At 48.4% G+C, this 16,168-nt stretch carries 19 protein-coding genes; 1 reads left to right on the plus strand and 18 read right to left on the minus strand.

What is annotated here, in order from left to right:
* Positions 1–11 precede the first annotated feature (11 nt).
* The 4 genes from JOE45_RS11740 to JOE45_RS11755 form a co-directional block, all read right to left on the minus strand.
* On the minus strand, positions 12–794 hold the full coding sequence (locus tag JOE45_RS11740) for an ABC transporter ATP-binding protein (RefSeq protein ID WP_210020030.1): 783 nt from the start codon (positions 792–794) through the stop codon (positions 12–14).
* Between the two features lie 23 nt (positions 795–817).
* Positions 818–1,660: an ABC transporter permease gene (locus JOE45_RS11745; RefSeq protein ID WP_210020029.1), complete on the minus strand. Its 843-nt coding sequence runs from the start codon at positions 1,658–1,660 to the stop codon at positions 818–820.
* A gap of 60 nt (positions 1,661–1,720) precedes the next feature.
* Positions 1,721–2,755: an ABC transporter substrate-binding protein gene (locus tag JOE45_RS11750; protein WP_210020028.1), complete on the minus strand. Its 1,035-nt coding sequence runs from the start codon at positions 2,753–2,755 to the stop codon at positions 1,721–1,723.
* Between the two features lie 179 nt (positions 2,756–2,934).
* A complete protein-coding gene (locus JOE45_RS11755) occupies positions 2,935–3,975 on the minus strand; it encodes an ABC transporter substrate-binding protein (protein WP_210020027.1) in 1,041 nt (346 codons plus the stop codon).
* A gap of 408 nt (positions 3,976–4,383) precedes the next feature.
* Between JOE45_RS11755 and JOE45_RS11760 the strand changes: the two genes are divergently transcribed.
* The gene (locus tag JOE45_RS11760; RefSeq protein WP_210020026.1) at positions 4,384–4,773 is read left to right on the plus strand and encodes a RidA family protein; all 390 of its coding nucleotides are present in this window, start codon (positions 4,384–4,386) and stop codon (positions 4,771–4,773) included.
* Between the two features lie 89 nt (positions 4,774–4,862).
* Here the strand turns inward: JOE45_RS11760 and JOE45_RS11765 are convergent, their stop codons facing one another.
* Genes JOE45_RS11765 through JOE45_RS11830 form a run of 14 tightly spaced genes read right to left on the minus strand, consistent with a single transcriptional unit; the run spans position 4,863 to position 16,161 of the window.
* Positions 4,863–5,648: an enoyl-CoA hydratase-related protein gene (locus JOE45_RS11765; RefSeq protein WP_210020025.1), complete on the minus strand. Its 786-nt coding sequence runs from the start codon at positions 5,646–5,648 to the stop codon at positions 4,863–4,865.
* Positions 5,649–5,706: 58 nt separating this feature from the next.
* Positions 5,707–7,200, minus strand: a complete 1,494-nt coding sequence (locus JOE45_RS11770) for an NAD-dependent succinate-semialdehyde dehydrogenase (protein ID WP_210020024.1) — start codon at positions 7,198–7,200, stop codon at positions 5,707–5,709.
* A 17-nt stretch (positions 7,201–7,217) separates the two neighbouring features.
* Positions 7,218–8,420 carry a thiolase family protein gene (locus JOE45_RS11775; protein WP_210020023.1) on the minus strand — a complete coding sequence of 401 codons (1,203 nt, stop codon included), beginning with the start codon at positions 8,418–8,420 and terminating at the stop codon, positions 7,218–7,220.
* Between the two features lie 16 nt (positions 8,421–8,436).
* Entirely contained in the window at positions 8,437–9,294 is an 858-nt protein-coding gene (locus JOE45_RS11780; protein ID WP_210020022.1) for a 3-hydroxyacyl-CoA dehydrogenase, read from the minus strand.
* A 42-nt stretch (positions 9,295–9,336) separates the two neighbouring features.
* Positions 9,337–9,792 (minus strand): 1,2-phenylacetyl-CoA epoxidase subunit PaaD, encoded by a 456-nt coding sequence (gene paaD, locus JOE45_RS11785; RefSeq protein WP_210020021.1) that lies wholly within the window; start codon positions 9,790–9,792, stop codon positions 9,337–9,339.
* A gap of 20 nt (positions 9,793–9,812) precedes the next feature.
* Entirely contained in the window at positions 9,813–10,589 is a 777-nt protein-coding gene (locus tag JOE45_RS11790) for a Phenylacetic acid catabolic protein (RefSeq protein ID WP_210020020.1), read from the minus strand.
* 14 nt (positions 10,590–10,603) lie between these two features.
* The gene (locus JOE45_RS11795) at positions 10,604–10,879 is read right to left on the minus strand and encodes a hypothetical protein (RefSeq protein ID WP_210020019.1); all 276 of its coding nucleotides are present in this window, start codon (positions 10,877–10,879) and stop codon (positions 10,604–10,606) included.
* Between the two features lie 16 nt (positions 10,880–10,895).
* Positions 10,896–11,813 (minus strand): Phenylacetic acid catabolic protein, encoded by a 918-nt coding sequence (locus JOE45_RS11800; RefSeq protein WP_210020018.1) that lies wholly within the window; start codon positions 11,811–11,813, stop codon positions 10,896–10,898.
* Positions 11,814–11,848: 35 nt separating this feature from the next.
* Positions 11,849–13,024, minus strand: a complete 1,176-nt coding sequence (locus tag JOE45_RS11805; RefSeq protein WP_210020017.1) for a thiolase family protein — start codon at positions 13,022–13,024, stop codon at positions 11,849–11,851.
* A 33-nt stretch (positions 13,025–13,057) separates the two neighbouring features.
* Positions 13,058–13,648, minus strand: a complete 591-nt coding sequence (locus JOE45_RS11810) for a TetR/AcrR family transcriptional regulator (RefSeq protein ID WP_210020016.1) — start codon at positions 13,646–13,648, stop codon at positions 13,058–13,060.
* 33 nt (positions 13,649–13,681) lie between these two features.
* Entirely contained in the window at positions 13,682–14,137 is a 456-nt protein-coding gene (locus tag JOE45_RS11815; protein WP_210020015.1) for a MaoC family dehydratase, read from the minus strand.
* On the minus strand, positions 14,137–14,535 hold the full coding sequence (locus JOE45_RS11820; protein WP_210020014.1) for an acyl-CoA thioesterase: 399 nt from the start codon (positions 14,533–14,535) through the stop codon (positions 14,137–14,139). The genes JOE45_RS11815 and JOE45_RS11820 overlap by 1 nt, the downstream gene beginning before the upstream one ends.
* Positions 14,536–14,571: 36 nt before the next feature.
* On the minus strand, positions 14,572–14,757 hold the full coding sequence (locus JOE45_RS11825) for a hypothetical protein (RefSeq protein ID WP_210020013.1): 186 nt from the start codon (positions 14,755–14,757) through the stop codon (positions 14,572–14,574).
* 21 nt (positions 14,758–14,778) lie between these two features.
* Positions 14,779–16,161, minus strand: coding sequence for a phenylacetate--CoA ligase family protein (locus JOE45_RS11830; RefSeq protein WP_210020012.1), 1,383 nt, complete (start codon positions 16,159–16,161; stop codon positions 14,779–14,781).
* Positions 16,162–16,168 lie beyond the last annotated feature (7 nt).

Consider the following 16,168-nt stretch of genomic DNA (forward strand, 5'->3'; position numbering starts at 1 on the left):
TCACCCACCCCTTAGCTCTTTTCGCCCAATCGTATAATCTCGCGAATTTCTGCAACCATAGCTAAAAATTCCGGTTCCTTTTTCGTTCCCTCAGTCCTTGGTCTGGGGAGACGAATCTCCATATCGGCACTGACTACGCTTCCCGGCCCTTTAGATAGAACGATAACGCGATCGGCCAGGAACACCGCTTCATCGATTTGGTGGGTAATAAACAAGGCTGTTTTTTTCGTTTCCTGCCAAATTCGCAACAGTTCGGTTTGCATCACCTCGCGCGTCTGCGCATCTAATGCGGCAAAGGGTTCATCCAGAAGCAGCAGCTCCGGGTCGGAAGCAAGGGCCCGCGCCAAATTGACCCGTTGCTGCATACCGCCGGAAAGTTCATTAGGAAACTTATGCTCATGACCCAGAAGCCCTACGAGTTCAATCATGGCCATGGCTTTCTCCTGCATCACCGCTGCTCCCGTACCACGGAGTTCCAGCCCGTACTTTACATTGTCAACAACCGTTCTCCATGGAAGGAGTGCGGGAGACTGAAAAACAACCGCCCGATCCTCACCCGGTTTCGTAATTTTCCTCCCGTCCAACACCAATTGACCTTTATTGTGCGGCAGAAGGCCTGCCACCGCATTCAAAAAAGTAGACTTGCCGCAGCCGCTCGGCCCGACGATACATACAAACTCCTGAGATTTGATCCGAAGAGAAATATCCCATACCGCTTGGTAAACCTTTCCTGTTCTCTTCACTAGATATTCAATACCCACTTGCTCGGCAGTCAGTTTATAATCGGTAGGCATCCTGTATAACTCCTTTTTGGCCCTTATTTACGAATATCCACACGCCACTTGTCGAAATGTCTCTCCAATATTTGAACCAGTCCGGTTAAAATAACACCCAGTCCCGCAATAATAATGAGTCCGACAAACACCAAATCGGTTTGGAAGGTTTGCCCTGCAGTAAACATCATATGCCCTACGCCTTGTGTCGCTGCCGTCATCTCTCCTACGACGACCCCTATCAAAGCATGGCCAAGGCCCAGCCGAATTCCTGAAATAATAGCCGGTACCGAGCTTGGCAGAATAATGGTTTTAAAAATTTGACGGTCCTTTGCATTGTAAGAACGTGCTACATTTAACAGCATCGGGTCAATCGTCTTCACTCCCATCAGTGTATTAATCACAATCGGAAACACCGAACTGAGAAAAATGACCGCAACCTTTGAACCCATATCAATGCCGAACCAGATGATAAAAAGGGGGACAAGAGCGATACGCGGAGAAGCATATAAAAAATTAAAAATCGGATCGCATAAATAGTTCAGTTTGGGATACCATCCCATTAAAATCCCGAGAGGAATTCCGACCAAAATCGATAGTCCGAATCCTAACAGCAGCTCCGACCCACTGGCAGCAATGTCATGAACGAACCCTTCCGACGCTACGTACTGGATTCCGGCGTTCCAAATTCGAACCGGTGAACTGGTAAACATCATATCGACAATGTTCAAGCGGGCGATGGTCTCCCATATGGCCAACAGCAGCACGACACCGACTGTGCCCAGAATGACGCGTTCATTATTGTAATAGAACGTACGCCATTGATTTTTGGAGAAATGCGGCGTTTCCATGTTAGGTGAATCCGCAATCTTTTGAGAAGTGTTCATGAATGTCTCCTTTCGTATGAAAGACAAAGGATTCCCAACAAGATCCGGCGAAGCCCGTTTCTATGGGGCATAAAAGCTTTCGTCCGCCACTTGATCCAGACCGATCTCTGTTCTTAATGCCCCGATTCCTTTGACCGTATCTAAGGCCCACTTCACACCCTCCATATTCATTTTCCCTTTATCCGCAAGAGCCGGCAGCACAAAATCAAAGGACTTTTCGGCTTCAGCCCGGGTCATTTGCAGCTCAGTCATTAGGATTTGTATCACTTCATCGCGGTTTGCTTGATCTTTGGCATACGCCAATCCTTCCGCCACAGCGGCCATAAAGGCATATACAACCTCCGGTTCTTTTTTGATCAAGTCGCCTTTGGTGGCAATCATATTATGGTTGTATGTTTTCAGCTCATCCCGCATTTGCGCAAAACGTTTTAATCCCAATTCATCCGCCATTAAATCCGTGGGAGAGCTTAGAATGGTGATGTCAGCCTGACCCTGCTTAAGCACCTGAACCCGCTCAGCGTTATCCCCGGCATAAATGATTCGAATGTCTTTGTTGGGCTCGAGCCCTTGTTTTTTGAGCCAATACTGAATTTGAATGTCCATTCCGTTGCCGGGCACCATACTCGCTGCAGTCTTTCCTTTCAAATCTTTCGGATCGTTGATATCAGGGGTTACATAAATGGAAAACAAAGATTGGTTATCCAAGGTTCCAATTAATTTCACATCAGCCCCTTCAGAGACTCCTGTAATGACCGATTCCGGCAGTGTCGTGATCATTTGAAAATCCCCCGCTTGTAAGCCCCTGAGTGCCAATACCCCGCCTTGGACAAAAGTTAAACTGACATCCAGATGTTGCTTTTGAAATATGCCCTTTTTCAATGCAATGTAATAAGGTACGTACACGATATTGCGGTTTGAGGTTAAGGCCAGATTCAATTTCGTCATCTGATCCGGCATTCTCTTGACGCTTTCAGTGCTGCCCTTCGGATCCGTAGCTGTGACATCCGTTTTTTGGGCGCAGCCCAGCAGACTCATCACGAGCACAATAGATAAAACGGTTGAAAACCTCTTCATACGACTTTTTGGACATCTCATCGGTTACCCTCCCGCCAAGTCTTTATTCATCCACTCCAGCAATTCATCTAATTTGAGAACATTTGAATAGAACCCCATTTTCGCCTTCGAAAACATCGTTCTGTCCTGCTCGTTTTAGCACATCGTCCCAGAAGGCCATTATCATCATCGCTTTCTAGTAAATAGAAATGAAGAGCTTGTTATTTCATATAAAACCTTTCATCTACCAACTGATCCATGCGGATGTCTTTGGTCAGCATCCCTGCTGCCTTCACCGTATCAATGGCCCATTTCACACCGTCCATATTGATTTTCCCCTTATCGGCCAAGGCCGGTAACACGAAATCGAACGACTTTTGCACATTCGCTTGCGTCATTTCCATCTCTTCCACAGCAATTTGGATAACTTCATCCCGATTGGCCGGATCTTTAATAAACGTTACTGCTTCCGCTGTTGCCGCCATAAAGGCATGGACTACCTCAGGCTTGTTATCGATCAGTTTCCCATTCGTGACAATCATATTGTGGTTATACGTTGTTAACTCGTCGCGCATGAGATAACGCTGCAATCCCAGTTCATCTGCTTTTAAATCTGTAGGCGGACTTAATATAGTCACCGCAGCTTGGCCTTGCTGGAGCGCCTGCAGTCGTGAGGCGTTGTCCCCGGCATTCGTGATTCTTACATCTTGATTAGGCTCTAAGCCGTGCTTCTTAAGCCAGTATTCCAATTGAATCGTCGTTCCGTTGCCGGGTACATTACCTGCCGCGGTTTTCCCTTTCAGGTCTTTCAGATCGCTGATCTCTTTGGATACATAAATTGAATACATGGATTGGTTATCCAAGGTTCCGATGAATTTCACATCAGCTCCTTCAGCGACCCCGGTAATTACCGATTCAGGCAGAGAGGAAATGATCTGGAAGTCGCCGGTTTGCAGACCCCTCAGCGCCAAAACCCCGCCTTGGACATAGTTGAAGCTGACATCCAGATGTTGCTTTTGAAAATAGCCCTTCTTTACAGCAACATATAGAGGCAAATAGCTCGTGTTGCTCTTTGAAGGCAACCCCATATTCACTCTAGTCATCTCAGCGGGCATTTTCTTGGCGCTTTCGGTGCTTCCCGGGTTTGGCATTGTCTCGATACCGTTTTTTTGGGTACATCCCATGAGACTCATGGCGAGAATCACGGATAAAACAACAGCAGCGCCCTGCCATAATAATCGACTCTTGATATGACCCATCATTTGTACCTCCCACTCTTAAATCAATGGTTTCCCGTTTGCGAACCTCTGCAGCTCATGATCATCTCGTTGGCAAACCTCCCCCCCTTTCTGCTGGATCATGACCCAGTTATTACTGTATACGCTTACATTAGAAACTGGGATACACATCTCGGTGACTTGATCGTTTGACTAAAGTATATAAATAGTCAAAACAGGCAAACACAAGTAGTTCTTCTATAGTGAACGTGGACGACATTTTTTTGCCGATGTGCTGCGGTGGATAGGGCTACGAGTTAGAAAGACGCAGCCCGTTTAATATAAAGGAACAGCAGAATTGAAATGAGAGCCTATTCGCTTTTTACTTGAAATAGTGTGTTTCATCTCCCCCGTCATGAATCGTTTCGGGGATCTAAAGGAGCTGAATAACCGATGAGCAGCCTTCGACGCATTCAGATGTCTCAGAAAAGCAACTCCTCTCTTTACAGTGACGCGGTCATCTTCGGTAATATGATGGTGATTTCCGGCATGCTGCCAACGGACGACTCAGGCCGAGTTGTCGGCTTAGGAGATGCAAAGGCTCAAGCCGAGCAGGTGTTCCAAAACATCAAAGCCGTCTTAGACGCAGCGGGAGCCCATTTCTCCGATGTCGTCAAACTGAGCATTTTTTTGACGGACATCCAGCTTCGTTCTGAAATTGCCTCTGTTCGTGCACGCTACTTCGGCGAGGCCAAGCCGGCCAGTACCCTTCTGGAAATCAGCAGGCTTGCGCACCCCGACGCTCTGATGGAGATTGAGGCCATAATCTATTTGGGAGATTGATGTTCCGATGATGGACCACTTCAGCGCATGAGCAAATACCCCTTCACCTCAGCTGAACAGCTAAGTGAAGGGGTATTTCTAAAGAATGATTATTTTCCCTTAAACTGGGGAGGGCGCTTCTCCTTGAATGCAGCCAACGCTTCCAAGCGGTCTGATGTGGGAATGATAGCTTCATAGGCTTGAGTTTCGATGCGTAGGCCTGTCTTCAAATCAGCCTCGCTTCCATATTGAATCGCATACTTGGCCTGCCTTAATGCGAGAGGACCGTTCTTCATCATTTCGTCCGCTAAATCCAGGGCTGGGCGCATCACATCCTCCCCTTCGCCGGCTACGCCATTCAACAAGCCTAACTCCAACGCTTCTGGGGCGGTAATCCGTCTGGCCGTGAAAATCAGCTCTTTCGCCTTGGCCATGCCGATCAGCCTGGGCAGTCGCTGGGTTCCTCCGCCTCCGGGAACGATCGCCCAGCTGACTTCCGTTAGCCCGATGAGTGCCCCTTGGACCGCATAACGAAAATCACAGGACAGCGCCAATTCCAAACCGCCGCCAAGCGCATACCCGTTCATCGCGGCAATCGTCGGTTGGGGCAGCTCTTCAATCATGGAGAACACATCACGAATTTTCATCACATTGCGGCGAACCTCTTGTTCGGTAAGCGTTTGTCTTTCTTTAAAATCCGCTCCCGCACTGAATGCTTTATCGCCGGCACCCGTAATAATAACCGCATAGATGTCGTTATCCATCCGAATGTCGCTGACCGCTTGCTCCAATTGCACCAGCATGCGATAGTCGAAGCAGTTCAGCCTTTCCGCTCGATTCAAGGTAATGACCGCCAAATGATCCCGTTTATCCAGCAAAACGAGTGAGTCCTCCATTTTCCTTCGTTCCCCTCCAACCTATCCCGATCTCGAATTACCATAGATCACCGTATCTCTAGATTTGAATGGAGACAGTGACGGTTTCCAGAAAATCATATAAACCCTCTTTTCCACCTTCACGCCCCCATCCACTTTCTTTAACTCCGCCGAAAGGAGATTCAATATTGGCTGAAACGGCTCCGTTCACACCCACATTACCGACCTCCAGCTTTTCGGAAATGGTGAGCACTCTGGAGACATCTTTGGTGTATACGAAAGCGGCAAGTCCATAGGGTGTCGCCACTGCGCGTGATATGACCTCATCCTCTTCCTTGAACCTAAGAAACGTCGCCACCGGACCAAAGGTCTCTTCATGGCAAATATCCATATGATCCTGAACTCCCCTGATAATCGTAGGCAAGTAATAATAGCCTGAGTCCAGATCGACTCCGCTCACCATCCGGCTGCACACTTGGGCTTCCGCCCCTTGAGCCACGGCACTTTTCACCAGCCGATCCACTTTTTCAATCGCTTGTTGATGAATGAGCGGACCGATATTCGCTTCCTCATGGTGTCCCGGCCCTACTTTTAAGCTGTCGATTTGCCGATAGAACCGATCGATAAACTCTTCTGCAATGGATTCGTGCACGTAAATTCGGTTAGGAGATCCGCAAACCTGGCCGGTGTTTCTAAATTTGGCATACTGCAAGGTCTTTACCGCTGTCTCTTGATCCGCATCCGGAAAAATAATACACGGAGAGTTGCCGCCAAGCTCCATATGCGTCTGCTTTAAATGCTGTCCCGCTTGTGCAGTTAACAGTCGCCCGACATGGGTCGATCCGGTAAAGGTGATTTTCCGCACAACGGGATGCTCGCAGAACACCTTACCGATCGCTGCCGCATCACCGGTAATCAAGTTCACGACACCTTGGGGAAATCCGGCTTTTTCCACAAGACGGGCGAGCATCAACGCTGTTAACGGCGTTTCCGGGGCAGGCTTAGCCGCAAACGTGCAGCCCGCAGCGACGGAGGCTGCCAATTTTCTGGCCAAGATGCCAAAAGGGAAATTAAAGGGACAGATCGACACGACGACACCCACAGGTCTTTGCAACACGAAAATACGTTTTTTCGGATCAGCCGGCGATACTACAGTACCGTTAATGCGCTTCGCTTCTTCCGAATACCAGCTTACATAGGCGGAGGCCGAACGAATTTCCTCTAACGCTTCCTTCAGTACCTTGCCCGATTCGGCGGTCAATAAAGACGCCAGAGGCAAAGCATGCTCTCTCAGCAAATTGGCTAATCGATATAAATATTTCGAGCGTTCTCTCGCACTGACCATCGACCAGCTTCCAAACGCGGCCTGTGCGGCTTCAACCGCTTGCTCCGCCTCTCGGGCGCCCCCTTTCGAAACATAGGCAATCACTTTCTTCAATGAAGGATCCTCCACAGGCTCCCATTCCCCCGATTGGCCTTCAACCCATTGTCCGTTAATGTACATCTTTAATTTTTCATCAAGCCCGAAAAACTCAAACCAAGGAAAGCTTTGCTCGTTCATTTGCACATTCATATTCCGTCTCCCCCACTTCATTCCGTACTTTCGACAATGGCGGCAATCCCCTGTCCTACGCCGATACACATGGTGGCCAAGCTTCTTCTGGCTTTTCTTCGTTTCATTTCATGTATCAGTGTGGTCAAAATTCTTGCACCGCTGGCGCCCAGAGGATGCCCCAAAGCAATGGCTCCTCCATTGACGTTTACGATCGACGGGTCCAGCTCCAACCCCCGAATGCACTGCAGCGATTGAGAAGCGAACGCCTCGTTCAATTCCACCAAGTCCAAATCGCGGACGGTGAGCCCCGCTCTTTGGAGTACCTTTTGAACAGCCGGGATCGGTCCCAATCCCATGACATCCGGCTCGACTCCAGCGACGGCTCCAGCAACAAATCGGACGAGCGGCTTGATGCCCAGCTCCTTCGCTTTGTCCGCACTCATCAGCAGTAGGACGGACGCGCCGTCGTTGACTCCGGAAGCGTTGCCTGCGGTAACGGAACCGCCCGTGAACAGCGGCGGTAATTTCTCCAGCTGCTCCATTTTGAGGTTAAAGCGAGGATGTTCATCCCGCGCAAAAGACGTGTGATTTCCCTTGGCATCTTTCACCGTAACGGGTATGACCTCATCGTCGAACCGTCCGGATTCCCAGGCTCGCTGTGCTTTCAGCTGACTTTGAAGTGCAAATTCATCCTGATCGGCACGGGAAATGTGATGCCTGTCCGCTACGATTTGAGCCGTTCCAGGCATGCTTGTCGATCCGTACAAGCTTTCCATTTGGGGGTTGACGAACCTCCAGCCGATGGTGGTATCGTACATTTTCACATCGCCGCGGGGATATTCGGATTCCGCTTTTCCCATGACCAGCGGCGCCCTCGTCATGCTCTCCGTTCCTCCAGCCAAGTAAATATCGCCCGCACCTACGCTAATACTTCTCGCGGCATATATGACCGAATCCAAACCTGACCCGCATAAACGATTGACTGTCGTACCGCCTACCTCGAGGGGTAATCCGGATAAAAGAACCGCCATACGAGCCACATTGCGATTGTCCTCCCCCGCTTGATTCGCGCACCCCAGAATGACATCTTCAATGTCTTGAACCGGAACCAGAGGGTTGCGTTCAAGAATAGCTCGTATGGCGGCAGCGGCCAAATCGTCCGGACGTACAGATTTGAGTGAGCCCTTGTACTTTCCTATAGGAGTTCTAACCGCATCGACGATCACAACTTCTTTCATGAACGATCACCGTCACTTATTCTTTTTTCTCGTACACGTATACGCCTCTTCCGGTTTTGCGCCCTAACCGGCCGGCTTGCACATATTTCACAAGCAGCGGACAAGGCCGATACTTTTCACCCAAGGTTTGATGCAAATAGCGTAAATTATTGAGCCGAGCATCCAATCCCACAAGATCGGCAAGCTCCAAAGGCCCCATCGGATAATTCAAGCCTAGCTTGATCGCTTTATCGATTTCCTCGGGAGTTCCGAGTCCCTCCATCAGCATATAAAAGGCTTCATTTCCTACCAAGGCGCTCATCCGGCTGGTGACAAACCCGGGAAATTCATTAATGGTTACCGTTTCTTTGTTCATACGCTCGGCAGCCAGCTTGATCATGCTAACCGTCTCATCGCTCGTTTCCAGGCCCCGCACCATTTCGATCAACTTCATTTTGTAGGCCGGGTTAAAGAAGTGCATGGCCATGACTTTGTCCGGACGCTTCGTGAACGAACCGATTTCGGTAGGGCTCAAAGTGGACGTGTTGCTGGCAAGCAAGCAATGCTCCGGAGCATGCTGATCGAGCGTTTCGAAGATCTGCTTTTTTAAATCGAGCTTCTCCATTACGGCTTCAATGACAAGATCCGCCGTTTGGACGCTTCCTTCCAAATCCGAGTGATAGGATAATCGTCCCTTGGCCAATGCCGCTTCTTCAAGCGTTAATTTATTTCTTTGGATCGCGCCTACGAATAGTTCTTCTATCTCCTGTTTGCCGCTAAGCAAAACCTGCTCATACTTATCGACCAGCTTCACATGAAACCCGGAAACCGCCCCTGTGTAAGCGATTCCCCTGCCCATCACGCCGCCGCCGACAACAACGATTTGTTCAATCAAAGCCTGTTCCCCTCCCGCTTAACGGCTCTTGCGTGCTGCTCCTTAAGCCAAATGCTTCATTTTTTCAAAAGGGTTCTTGCAATGCTTGCAGTAATAAATTTCCTTGCATAGGGAAGAACCAAAAGGGCTGTCCCTCACAATATGCTTAGAGCCGCAGTAGGGGCAATGAACGACCCCGTTCGCAGCCAAGGCAATGCCGAAGTTTTTTAGTGCCGCTTCCCCATCAGAGCTGATTTTCTGGGAAGTCCAGGAGGATGTGAAGCTCCAGCTCACTTCCGCTCTTTTGCCCGGAAATTGCTCTTCCAAGGCATCAATGACCAGCTTGCGAATATGCTCTAACGCGGGGCAGCCGGAGAACGTGGGTGTAAGAACGATTCTAATGTGGTCCGGGCTGCAGTCAATGTTCTCAACAATACCCAGATCCACGATGCTGACAGGAAGCTCGGGATCCTCTACTGTTTTTAACACCTCGCATACCGCTTGTTGTTCCGCATTCACCCTAGATCACCACCTTCGATTTATCCCCAGACCATATCTGGATTTTGACGGTATATTACCGTGAACTCATTGTATAGCGGCATAAAATCGGAAGAGTGCTGCCCATAGCGTCCGCCTTGAACCGACAGGTTATCGATCATGTCTCTCTCTGCACTCGGTATCGATAATCCCAACTGGGCCAACCGGGGATTCAAATCCTTCAGGCATTCCTTTAACAGAGACTGCGTACTGACCGAGTCCAGACCATATTCCTTGGCGACACGCTCCACTAACGGGTCGGCAAAAAAATCGGATATCAAAGGGTAAATTTGCTCGACTGCCTTCTGCAGTAGTTGCTTTCCCTTGCTGTCCTCCGAGATCAGCAAAGCCCATTCCATCCAATGCTCGAGATGAACAGCTTCCTCCCGCTTCATCATACGGAGAACATCCTGCAGCCCCGAATCCGGGATTTGCTTGCCGAAGGACAATCTCACACTATCGCATATTTCATAGATGAGCTGTTTGATCACCAGACTTGCCCAATCATACGCATACCAGTATTCAGCCAGTCTCGAGACGTTGATTCTCTCCGGCTGCTTCCCGTAAATCAGATGATCCATCTCTTTTTCGCTCGACATATGGAGATTCAGCAGCATCCTGCAATGACCGATCTCATCTTGGGAAATCGAACCGATGGCGATGTTTTCCTCCAGATCGGGTCCGTATTCATATATTTTTTTGGTCAGCAAATGGCCTACCCAAAACTCGTCTTCCGCCCATTGAGTCAAAAAATCAACTAGCACCGTATTAGATTGCATGACAGACCCTCCGTTCAAACATTGTACTCCATAGATGCCAAGCGATATCTTTTATCTTTAGACATGCCCAAAAACTCAGTATCTTGAAAATGAATCATGTTCTTTCGATTCACAATGCTCAGCTTCACGCAATTCTCGCGGCGGGCAAAAATTTCACGTGCGCTGTGAAGAGCCAGAATCTCGCTTGGTGCCCGCACACTCCCTACATGAATCGCGGAACGGTCTACCTTCTCCTGAATGAATACTTCATATAATTGCTGTTCGCTCGTATCGTGTTGACCATGAGTCATGTCGGTTCACCCCGCTTCATGCCGATTGATTTTTGCTGCTCTTGTTCATCAAATCTCTGATCCATTGATAGTTTTCGTAGCTTTTACTTACGCTTTCCCGCCAATATTCCGAGGAAGGTCCGCCGCCGTTAATCACCGCTTTGACCTCTTCCCATTTCGGCTCGGTGTAGGACCAGATCCCTGTTTCGGCATCTTTAGATAATTCCGAATCTTGAATTTTGTAGCCTAGAGACTCTACCAGAGGAACAATCTTATCTAACCAACGCGTACGAATGGTATCGTTGGTGTCGACCTTGATTTTCCATTTCAAAGCATTGCTTGGTGCTTTGCCTTTCTCCGATGGACCAAAGTAAGCCAGCATTCTCGGGTACCAGATATCGAATGCATTTTGCACAGCTTCCCGCTGCTGATCGGTTCCATGCGTAGTCAGCTGCTGAATCATATTCACAGCCAGATTGTAATGAAAAGACTCTTCTTTCATAATTTTTCTCAGCGCCCGTTGATAAGGGAGGTAGCTGCCCAGAACGAGCGATTGAAATTGCACGATCGCGCCGGTGTTTTGCAGCAGCATGGCCGCAACCATTTCCTCATAAGAACCGAAAGAGTAATGAAAGATATTTAGAAGCTTGTTCTTGCGCTCAATATATCCTTCAATGATTTCCTCCCGGGTGTAGCCCAAATCTTCGCATGCCCGAATGAGAATATGAGCATGGCCCATTTCGTCCTGTGATTTCGCCGCGTACATCATCTTCCTGACGATGGATGGGGTGTATGGAATCCACTGCGATAGCATCATCGCGCCTACAATTTCGGCTAACGCCTGAAAGCCCATTAATCTCGTAACTTCCTTTTTGTATTCTTCAGGCATCCAATCGGTTGAATCGACTTTTCCTCCACCTTCCACATGCTGAAAGAAAGATTCTGCCGTCGTCATATCGCATAACCTCCTATTTTTTTAATGACTATTCATTAAGTAGTGCTGCAAAAAATATGCACGGCCAGAGCAGCAGAATCACTTCCTACTCTTCCACCGGCATTTTCCGTTAAACCGACTCGGGCTCCTTCCACCTGTCTATCGCCCGTCTGGCCTCTAAGCTGCCATACGACTTCACATATTTGAGCTAATCCGGTCGCTCCGCTGGGATTCCCTTTCGAAACAAGTCCCCCGCTCGTATTGACTGGAATTCTGCCGCCTAATGTCGTTGCTTTTTCCTGGAGAAGCTTGATGCCTTCCCCTTCCTTGCAAAAGCCCAAGGATTCATAAATCAACAGCTCCACCGGAGAAACAGAATCGTGAACCTCCGCTACATCAATATCGTCCGGCCCCACTCCCGCCAGCTCATACGCGCGCTTGGCCGCCCGCTCTGCCGCACGTTCACTGTCCTCGATATAAGGCGCTGAAGAATTAACTACAGAAGCCAGGACATCGACTCTTCCCCTCAAGTATTTGCGCTTGGCATACTCATGGCTGGAGATCACGGCTGCAGCGGCGCCATCGCCTATTGGCGAGCACATCAGCCGGGTCAAAGGGTCGCTTACCATAGGTGAATTTAATATCTCCTCGGCGGTGATCAGGTTTCTGTATTGGGCATACGGATTAAGAGAAGCATGGAACCGGTTCTTCTCCGATATGTGGGCAAATTCGAGCGGACTCACACCGAATTTATCCATGTAAGCTCTTGTTCTTTGCGCATAGGATTCGATGAAAATACTTCCCTGCATCTCGCGATCCTTGATCAGCTCCACATCGGTTGCGGCAGCAAGAGCTTTTAATGTTCGGGTTCGGTCTTGATGAAACAGCTTCTCTACCCCTACCACCAGAACCACATCGTATTGTCCGGACTTGACCGCCATATGGGCCAGGTTGAACGCGGTAGATGCGCTTGCGCAGGCATTCTCCACATTATATACAGGAAGTCCCGACAACCCGGAATCCCAAAGGCTGACCTGTCCACGCACGCATTCCTGCCCGGTGACAAAGCCGGCCATGGAATTGGCAAAGAATACCGCCTGGATTTCTTTTTTGTTGATTTGAGCGTCTGCTAGAGCTTCTGTTATTGCGCTTTGTGCCAAGCTCCTAAGGGTTTCGTGTTCATGCCTGGCAAATTTGGTCATCCCGACTCCGAGAACTTTCACAGGGTTCATGCTGAAGCCCCTTTCCCTCAACTAGCCTGACTTTTACTTCTTTTCCAAACCGCTCAGAATCATCTGATTAAAATGCCGGCTGACTTCCTCAACATTGTATTTGTGGCCTGGCTTGAACCATTTATAAAGCCAACTGCACATCCCCAGAATCCCATTGACGACCAGCACGGGGTCCAACTCTTCGAAATCGTTGGTTTTCACCCCTTGAGAGTAGATATTTCTGAGAATACCGATGAATTCTCTCTCTCTCGCGGTAATCAGCTCTGTGTGATCTTGGGACAATTCATATTTGTCTTGAAAAAATACGGTGAAGAAATCGAGATTATTGGCAACCAGCGCTGAATATTCTTCTATAACCAATCTTAATTTTTCTCTTGGATTCATGGAATTCTCAGCGATACGATTCATGGAATCCAGCCCTAATTTCATCGTCCGTTGGAAAATTTCGTATAGAATCTCCTGCTTACTATGGAAATGATAATAAACAGCGGGTGCGGTAATTTCCAGACGGTCCGCGACATCCTTCAAGGTTGCGCTTTTATACCCCTTTTCCTGGAATATACTGGCCGCCTGGTCTATGATTTCCTCACGACGGAGATGGTATTTTTGGCTTTTAGAACCCATGACTTAGAACACCTCTAACAATGATTTACTATATTAATTCGGCTTCGAATTGACCAATACGACCGCCGTAGATTCGACGAGTTCATTGCCGTGCTGGTTCACGCATCGCCCCACAAGCTCAACGAATCCCGCTTTCAGCTTTTCTTTATAGGTCAATGCTTCGATGGTCCACCTTGTGGTTACAGTATCACCTGCAAACACCGGCTTGAGAAATTTGCCACTGATGTTCGTGTTGGCCACGGCCGTACCCGCAAAAAAGTTTCCTAAGGACGACGCCATCACACCAAGTGTGAAAGGTCCGGGAAAAATCCGTTTCTGAAAAGGACCATTTTGGACAAACGTCTCATTCACATGCACAGGGTTGAAGTCACCTAACAAGGCACTCCCCAATACCAAGTGCGTTTCGGTCAATGTAACGGAGGAACCAAATTCATCGCCAACCTGCAAATCATCGAAATACTTCCCCTCGGCGACACCAATAATTGACATTATACCCTAACTTCCTTTCTTATTGTATCAAAGATTCGATACAAATCTCCAGAAATTTCAGTTGCTTTAAAAAATTCAAGGTCAATAAACCGGTGATAGGTTTTCCCTGTACAGATTACTTTTTCTTGATCCGCGTGGTTCATGTTATAGTCGCATTCGAATCCTTTTGTCGATAAATTTTCGATTTGGGCATGAATGATCAGTTCGTCATCCAATCGGGCCGGCGAAAGATAGGAAAACTCCGAACGAATCACCGGTGTTGCCACATTATATTGTTCCGCCATCTTTTTGTGCGATAGGTTATAATTGCGCAAGACTTGAGCTTGCGCTTTTTCTGCAAATGCCAAATATCTCGCGAAATAGACCACTCTGGCATAATCTACATCGTCAAAATCCACAACCAGCCGATACTCCAATTGCAACCCCTCACTTCATTATTCATAATCGTGGATATGCTCCACATGAAAAGGATCTACCGTCATGACCAATTGCCTCGAAAGAGCCAACATGAGAATGGCTAAATTTTTGATGCTGGGAACATCATGCTGACAAAGCAGTTTAAGGTTTTCGTGCGTTTGAAACACCAATTCATCCGTATTCAATTCCAGCTGCTTGCTCATGTTTGATTCTCCTCCCGATTCTTATTTCGCTGTATAAAAAATGCGGTCGCGGTCTTTGCTGCGCTCGTCTGTCCAACGGCGGACTTTAAATTCAAAACGCGGCAAGCTTTCCTTCGCTTCTGCGACTTTCATTCGGACCCCTACTCTATGCCGGATTTGATTTTCCAAGGAGCATATCATTTCCTGCTTTCTTTCCTCCGAAACGAAACTTTTGAATTCCAACGTGATCAACACGTCTTCTGTCCCGTTCTCCTCCATATACACCTTGCCCCGATATTCTTCCACTTCATCATAATCGAACAGAATAGATTCGATCGCAGCAGGCCATACATTAACGGCCTTGATTTTGATCATATCGTCGTATCGTGCGATACTCCCGGCCTCAAAAGCATCAAAGGTACGACCGCAGGAGCAGGTATGATACGGCAGGAACACGACTTTGTCATCAGTAGAGAAACGAATGAGAGGAGCCGCTTCACGATCCAGATTCGTCAATACGATTTCGCCTTCTTCACCCGGTTTCACCGGCTCTCCTGTTTCCCGGTTGAGCACCTCGACATAGGACATGTGTTCGAAAATATGAATGTGTCCTCGAGTCCCGTTATGCAAAACCCCGTGCTCGCATGTAAATCCAAGTCCGCCGCCCTGCTGTGTTGAACCATACATTTCAAAAAGCTTAGCACCCCAGAATGCTTCCATTTTCTCAACCCAAGCGGTGGAATAGCATTCCGTCGCCAGCATAATGCTCTTGAGATCCGGAAATTCTTTGCGCGGGTCAATACCCATTTCGGTACAAAGCACGGATAACCGTGTAAGATATGCAGGAACAATCGTAATTTGATTTGGCCTGAAACGAAGCATCATTTTGAGTTTGTCTTCGGATCTTTGCGTCCCTACATGCATGCTTAACACGCCAAGGTGTACGTAGGATTGCGTCAATGAATCCGGACCCGCCAATTGTCCAGCCGATCCGGGCCACGTGTTATAACAGGTATCTCCCCGGTTTACCCCGGACCAATGCAGGCCCATCGCCCACGTTTGGCCTGCGTATTCCTGATCTGCTCGGCTTCGGCCGTACAGTTCCTGTCCTAATCCGGAGGTTCCGCTTGTCGTGTACAGACCGATTAATTGCTCCTTTTTCATCCATGTCCGGCTGCCGAAAGGCGGATTGGCCTTCTGGTCGGCAATCAAGTCTTGTTTATTAATTCTCGGAACCTTGTTCCGGAAATCATCGAAATTACGGATATCGTCCGGCTTGATATTGTGCTGATCAAACAAATTCCGGTAAAACGGGTTGCGCGCATATTGATGCTCCAGCAAAAATTTGATCTTTTTCCATTGGAGCTGTTTCATTTCCTCCCGTGACAGTTGTTCCAATCTCGGATTAAATACGCGTTGATTCATCTTCATT

It is taken from the genome of Paenibacillus sp. PvR098 (assembly GCF_017833255.1).
Classification (GTDB): Bacteria; Bacillota; Bacilli; order Paenibacillales; family NBRC-103111; genus Paenibacillus_G.

Coding starts and splice junctions, on each gene's coding strand:
- JOE45_RS11740 (WP_210020030.1), bottom strand. CDS start 794: ATGCCTACCGATTATAAACTGACTGCCGAGCAAGTGGGTATTGAATAT.
- JOE45_RS11745 (WP_210020029.1), bottom strand. CDS start 1,660: ATGAACACTTCTCAAAAGATTGCGGATTCACCTAACATGGAAACGCCG.
- JOE45_RS11750 (WP_210020028.1), bottom strand. CDS start 2,755: ATGAGATGTCCAAAAAGTCGTATGAAGAGGTTTTCAACCGTTTTATCT.
- JOE45_RS11755 (WP_210020027.1), bottom strand. CDS start 3,975: ATGATGGGTCATATCAAGAGTCGATTATTATGGCAGGGCGCTGCTGTT.
- JOE45_RS11760 (WP_210020026.1), top strand. CDS start 4,384: ATGAGCAGCCTTCGACGCATTCAGATGTCTCAGAAAAGCAACTCCTCT.
- JOE45_RS11765 (WP_210020025.1), bottom strand. CDS start 5,648: ATGGAGGACTCACTCGTTTTGCTGGATAAACGGGATCATTTGGCGGTC.
- JOE45_RS11770 (WP_210020024.1), bottom strand. CDS start 7,200: ATGAATGTGCAAATGAACGAGCAAAGCTTTCCTTGGTTTGAGTTTTTC.
- JOE45_RS11775 (WP_210020023.1), bottom strand. CDS start 8,420: ATGAAAGAAGTTGTGATCGTCGATGCGGTTAGAACTCCTATAGGAAAG.
- JOE45_RS11790 (WP_210020020.1), bottom strand. CDS start 10,589: ATGCAATCTAATACGGTGCTAGTTGATTTTTTGACTCAATGGGCGGAA.
- JOE45_RS11795 (WP_210020019.1), bottom strand. CDS start 10,879: ATGACTCATGGTCAACACGATACGAGCGAACAGCAATTATATGAAGTA.
- JOE45_RS11800 (WP_210020018.1), bottom strand. CDS start 11,813: ATGACGACGGCAGAATCTTTCTTTCAGCATGTGGAAGGTGGAGGAAAA.
- JOE45_RS11805 (WP_210020017.1), bottom strand. CDS start 13,024: ATGAACCCTGTGAAAGTTCTCGGAGTCGGGATGACCAAATTTGCCAGG.
- JOE45_RS11810 (WP_210020016.1), bottom strand. CDS start 13,648: ATGGGTTCTAAAAGCCAAAAATACCATCTCCGTCGTGAGGAAATCATA.
- JOE45_RS11815 (WP_210020015.1), bottom strand. CDS start 14,137: ATGTCAATTATTGGTGTCGCCGAGGGGAAGTATTTCGATGATTTGCAG.
- JOE45_RS11825 (WP_210020013.1), bottom strand. CDS start 14,757: ATGAGCAAGCAGCTGGAATTGAATACGGATGAATTGGTGTTTCAAACG.
- JOE45_RS11830 (WP_210020012.1), bottom strand. CDS start 16,161: ATGAATCAACGCGTATTTAATCCGAGATTGGAACAACTGTCACGGGAG.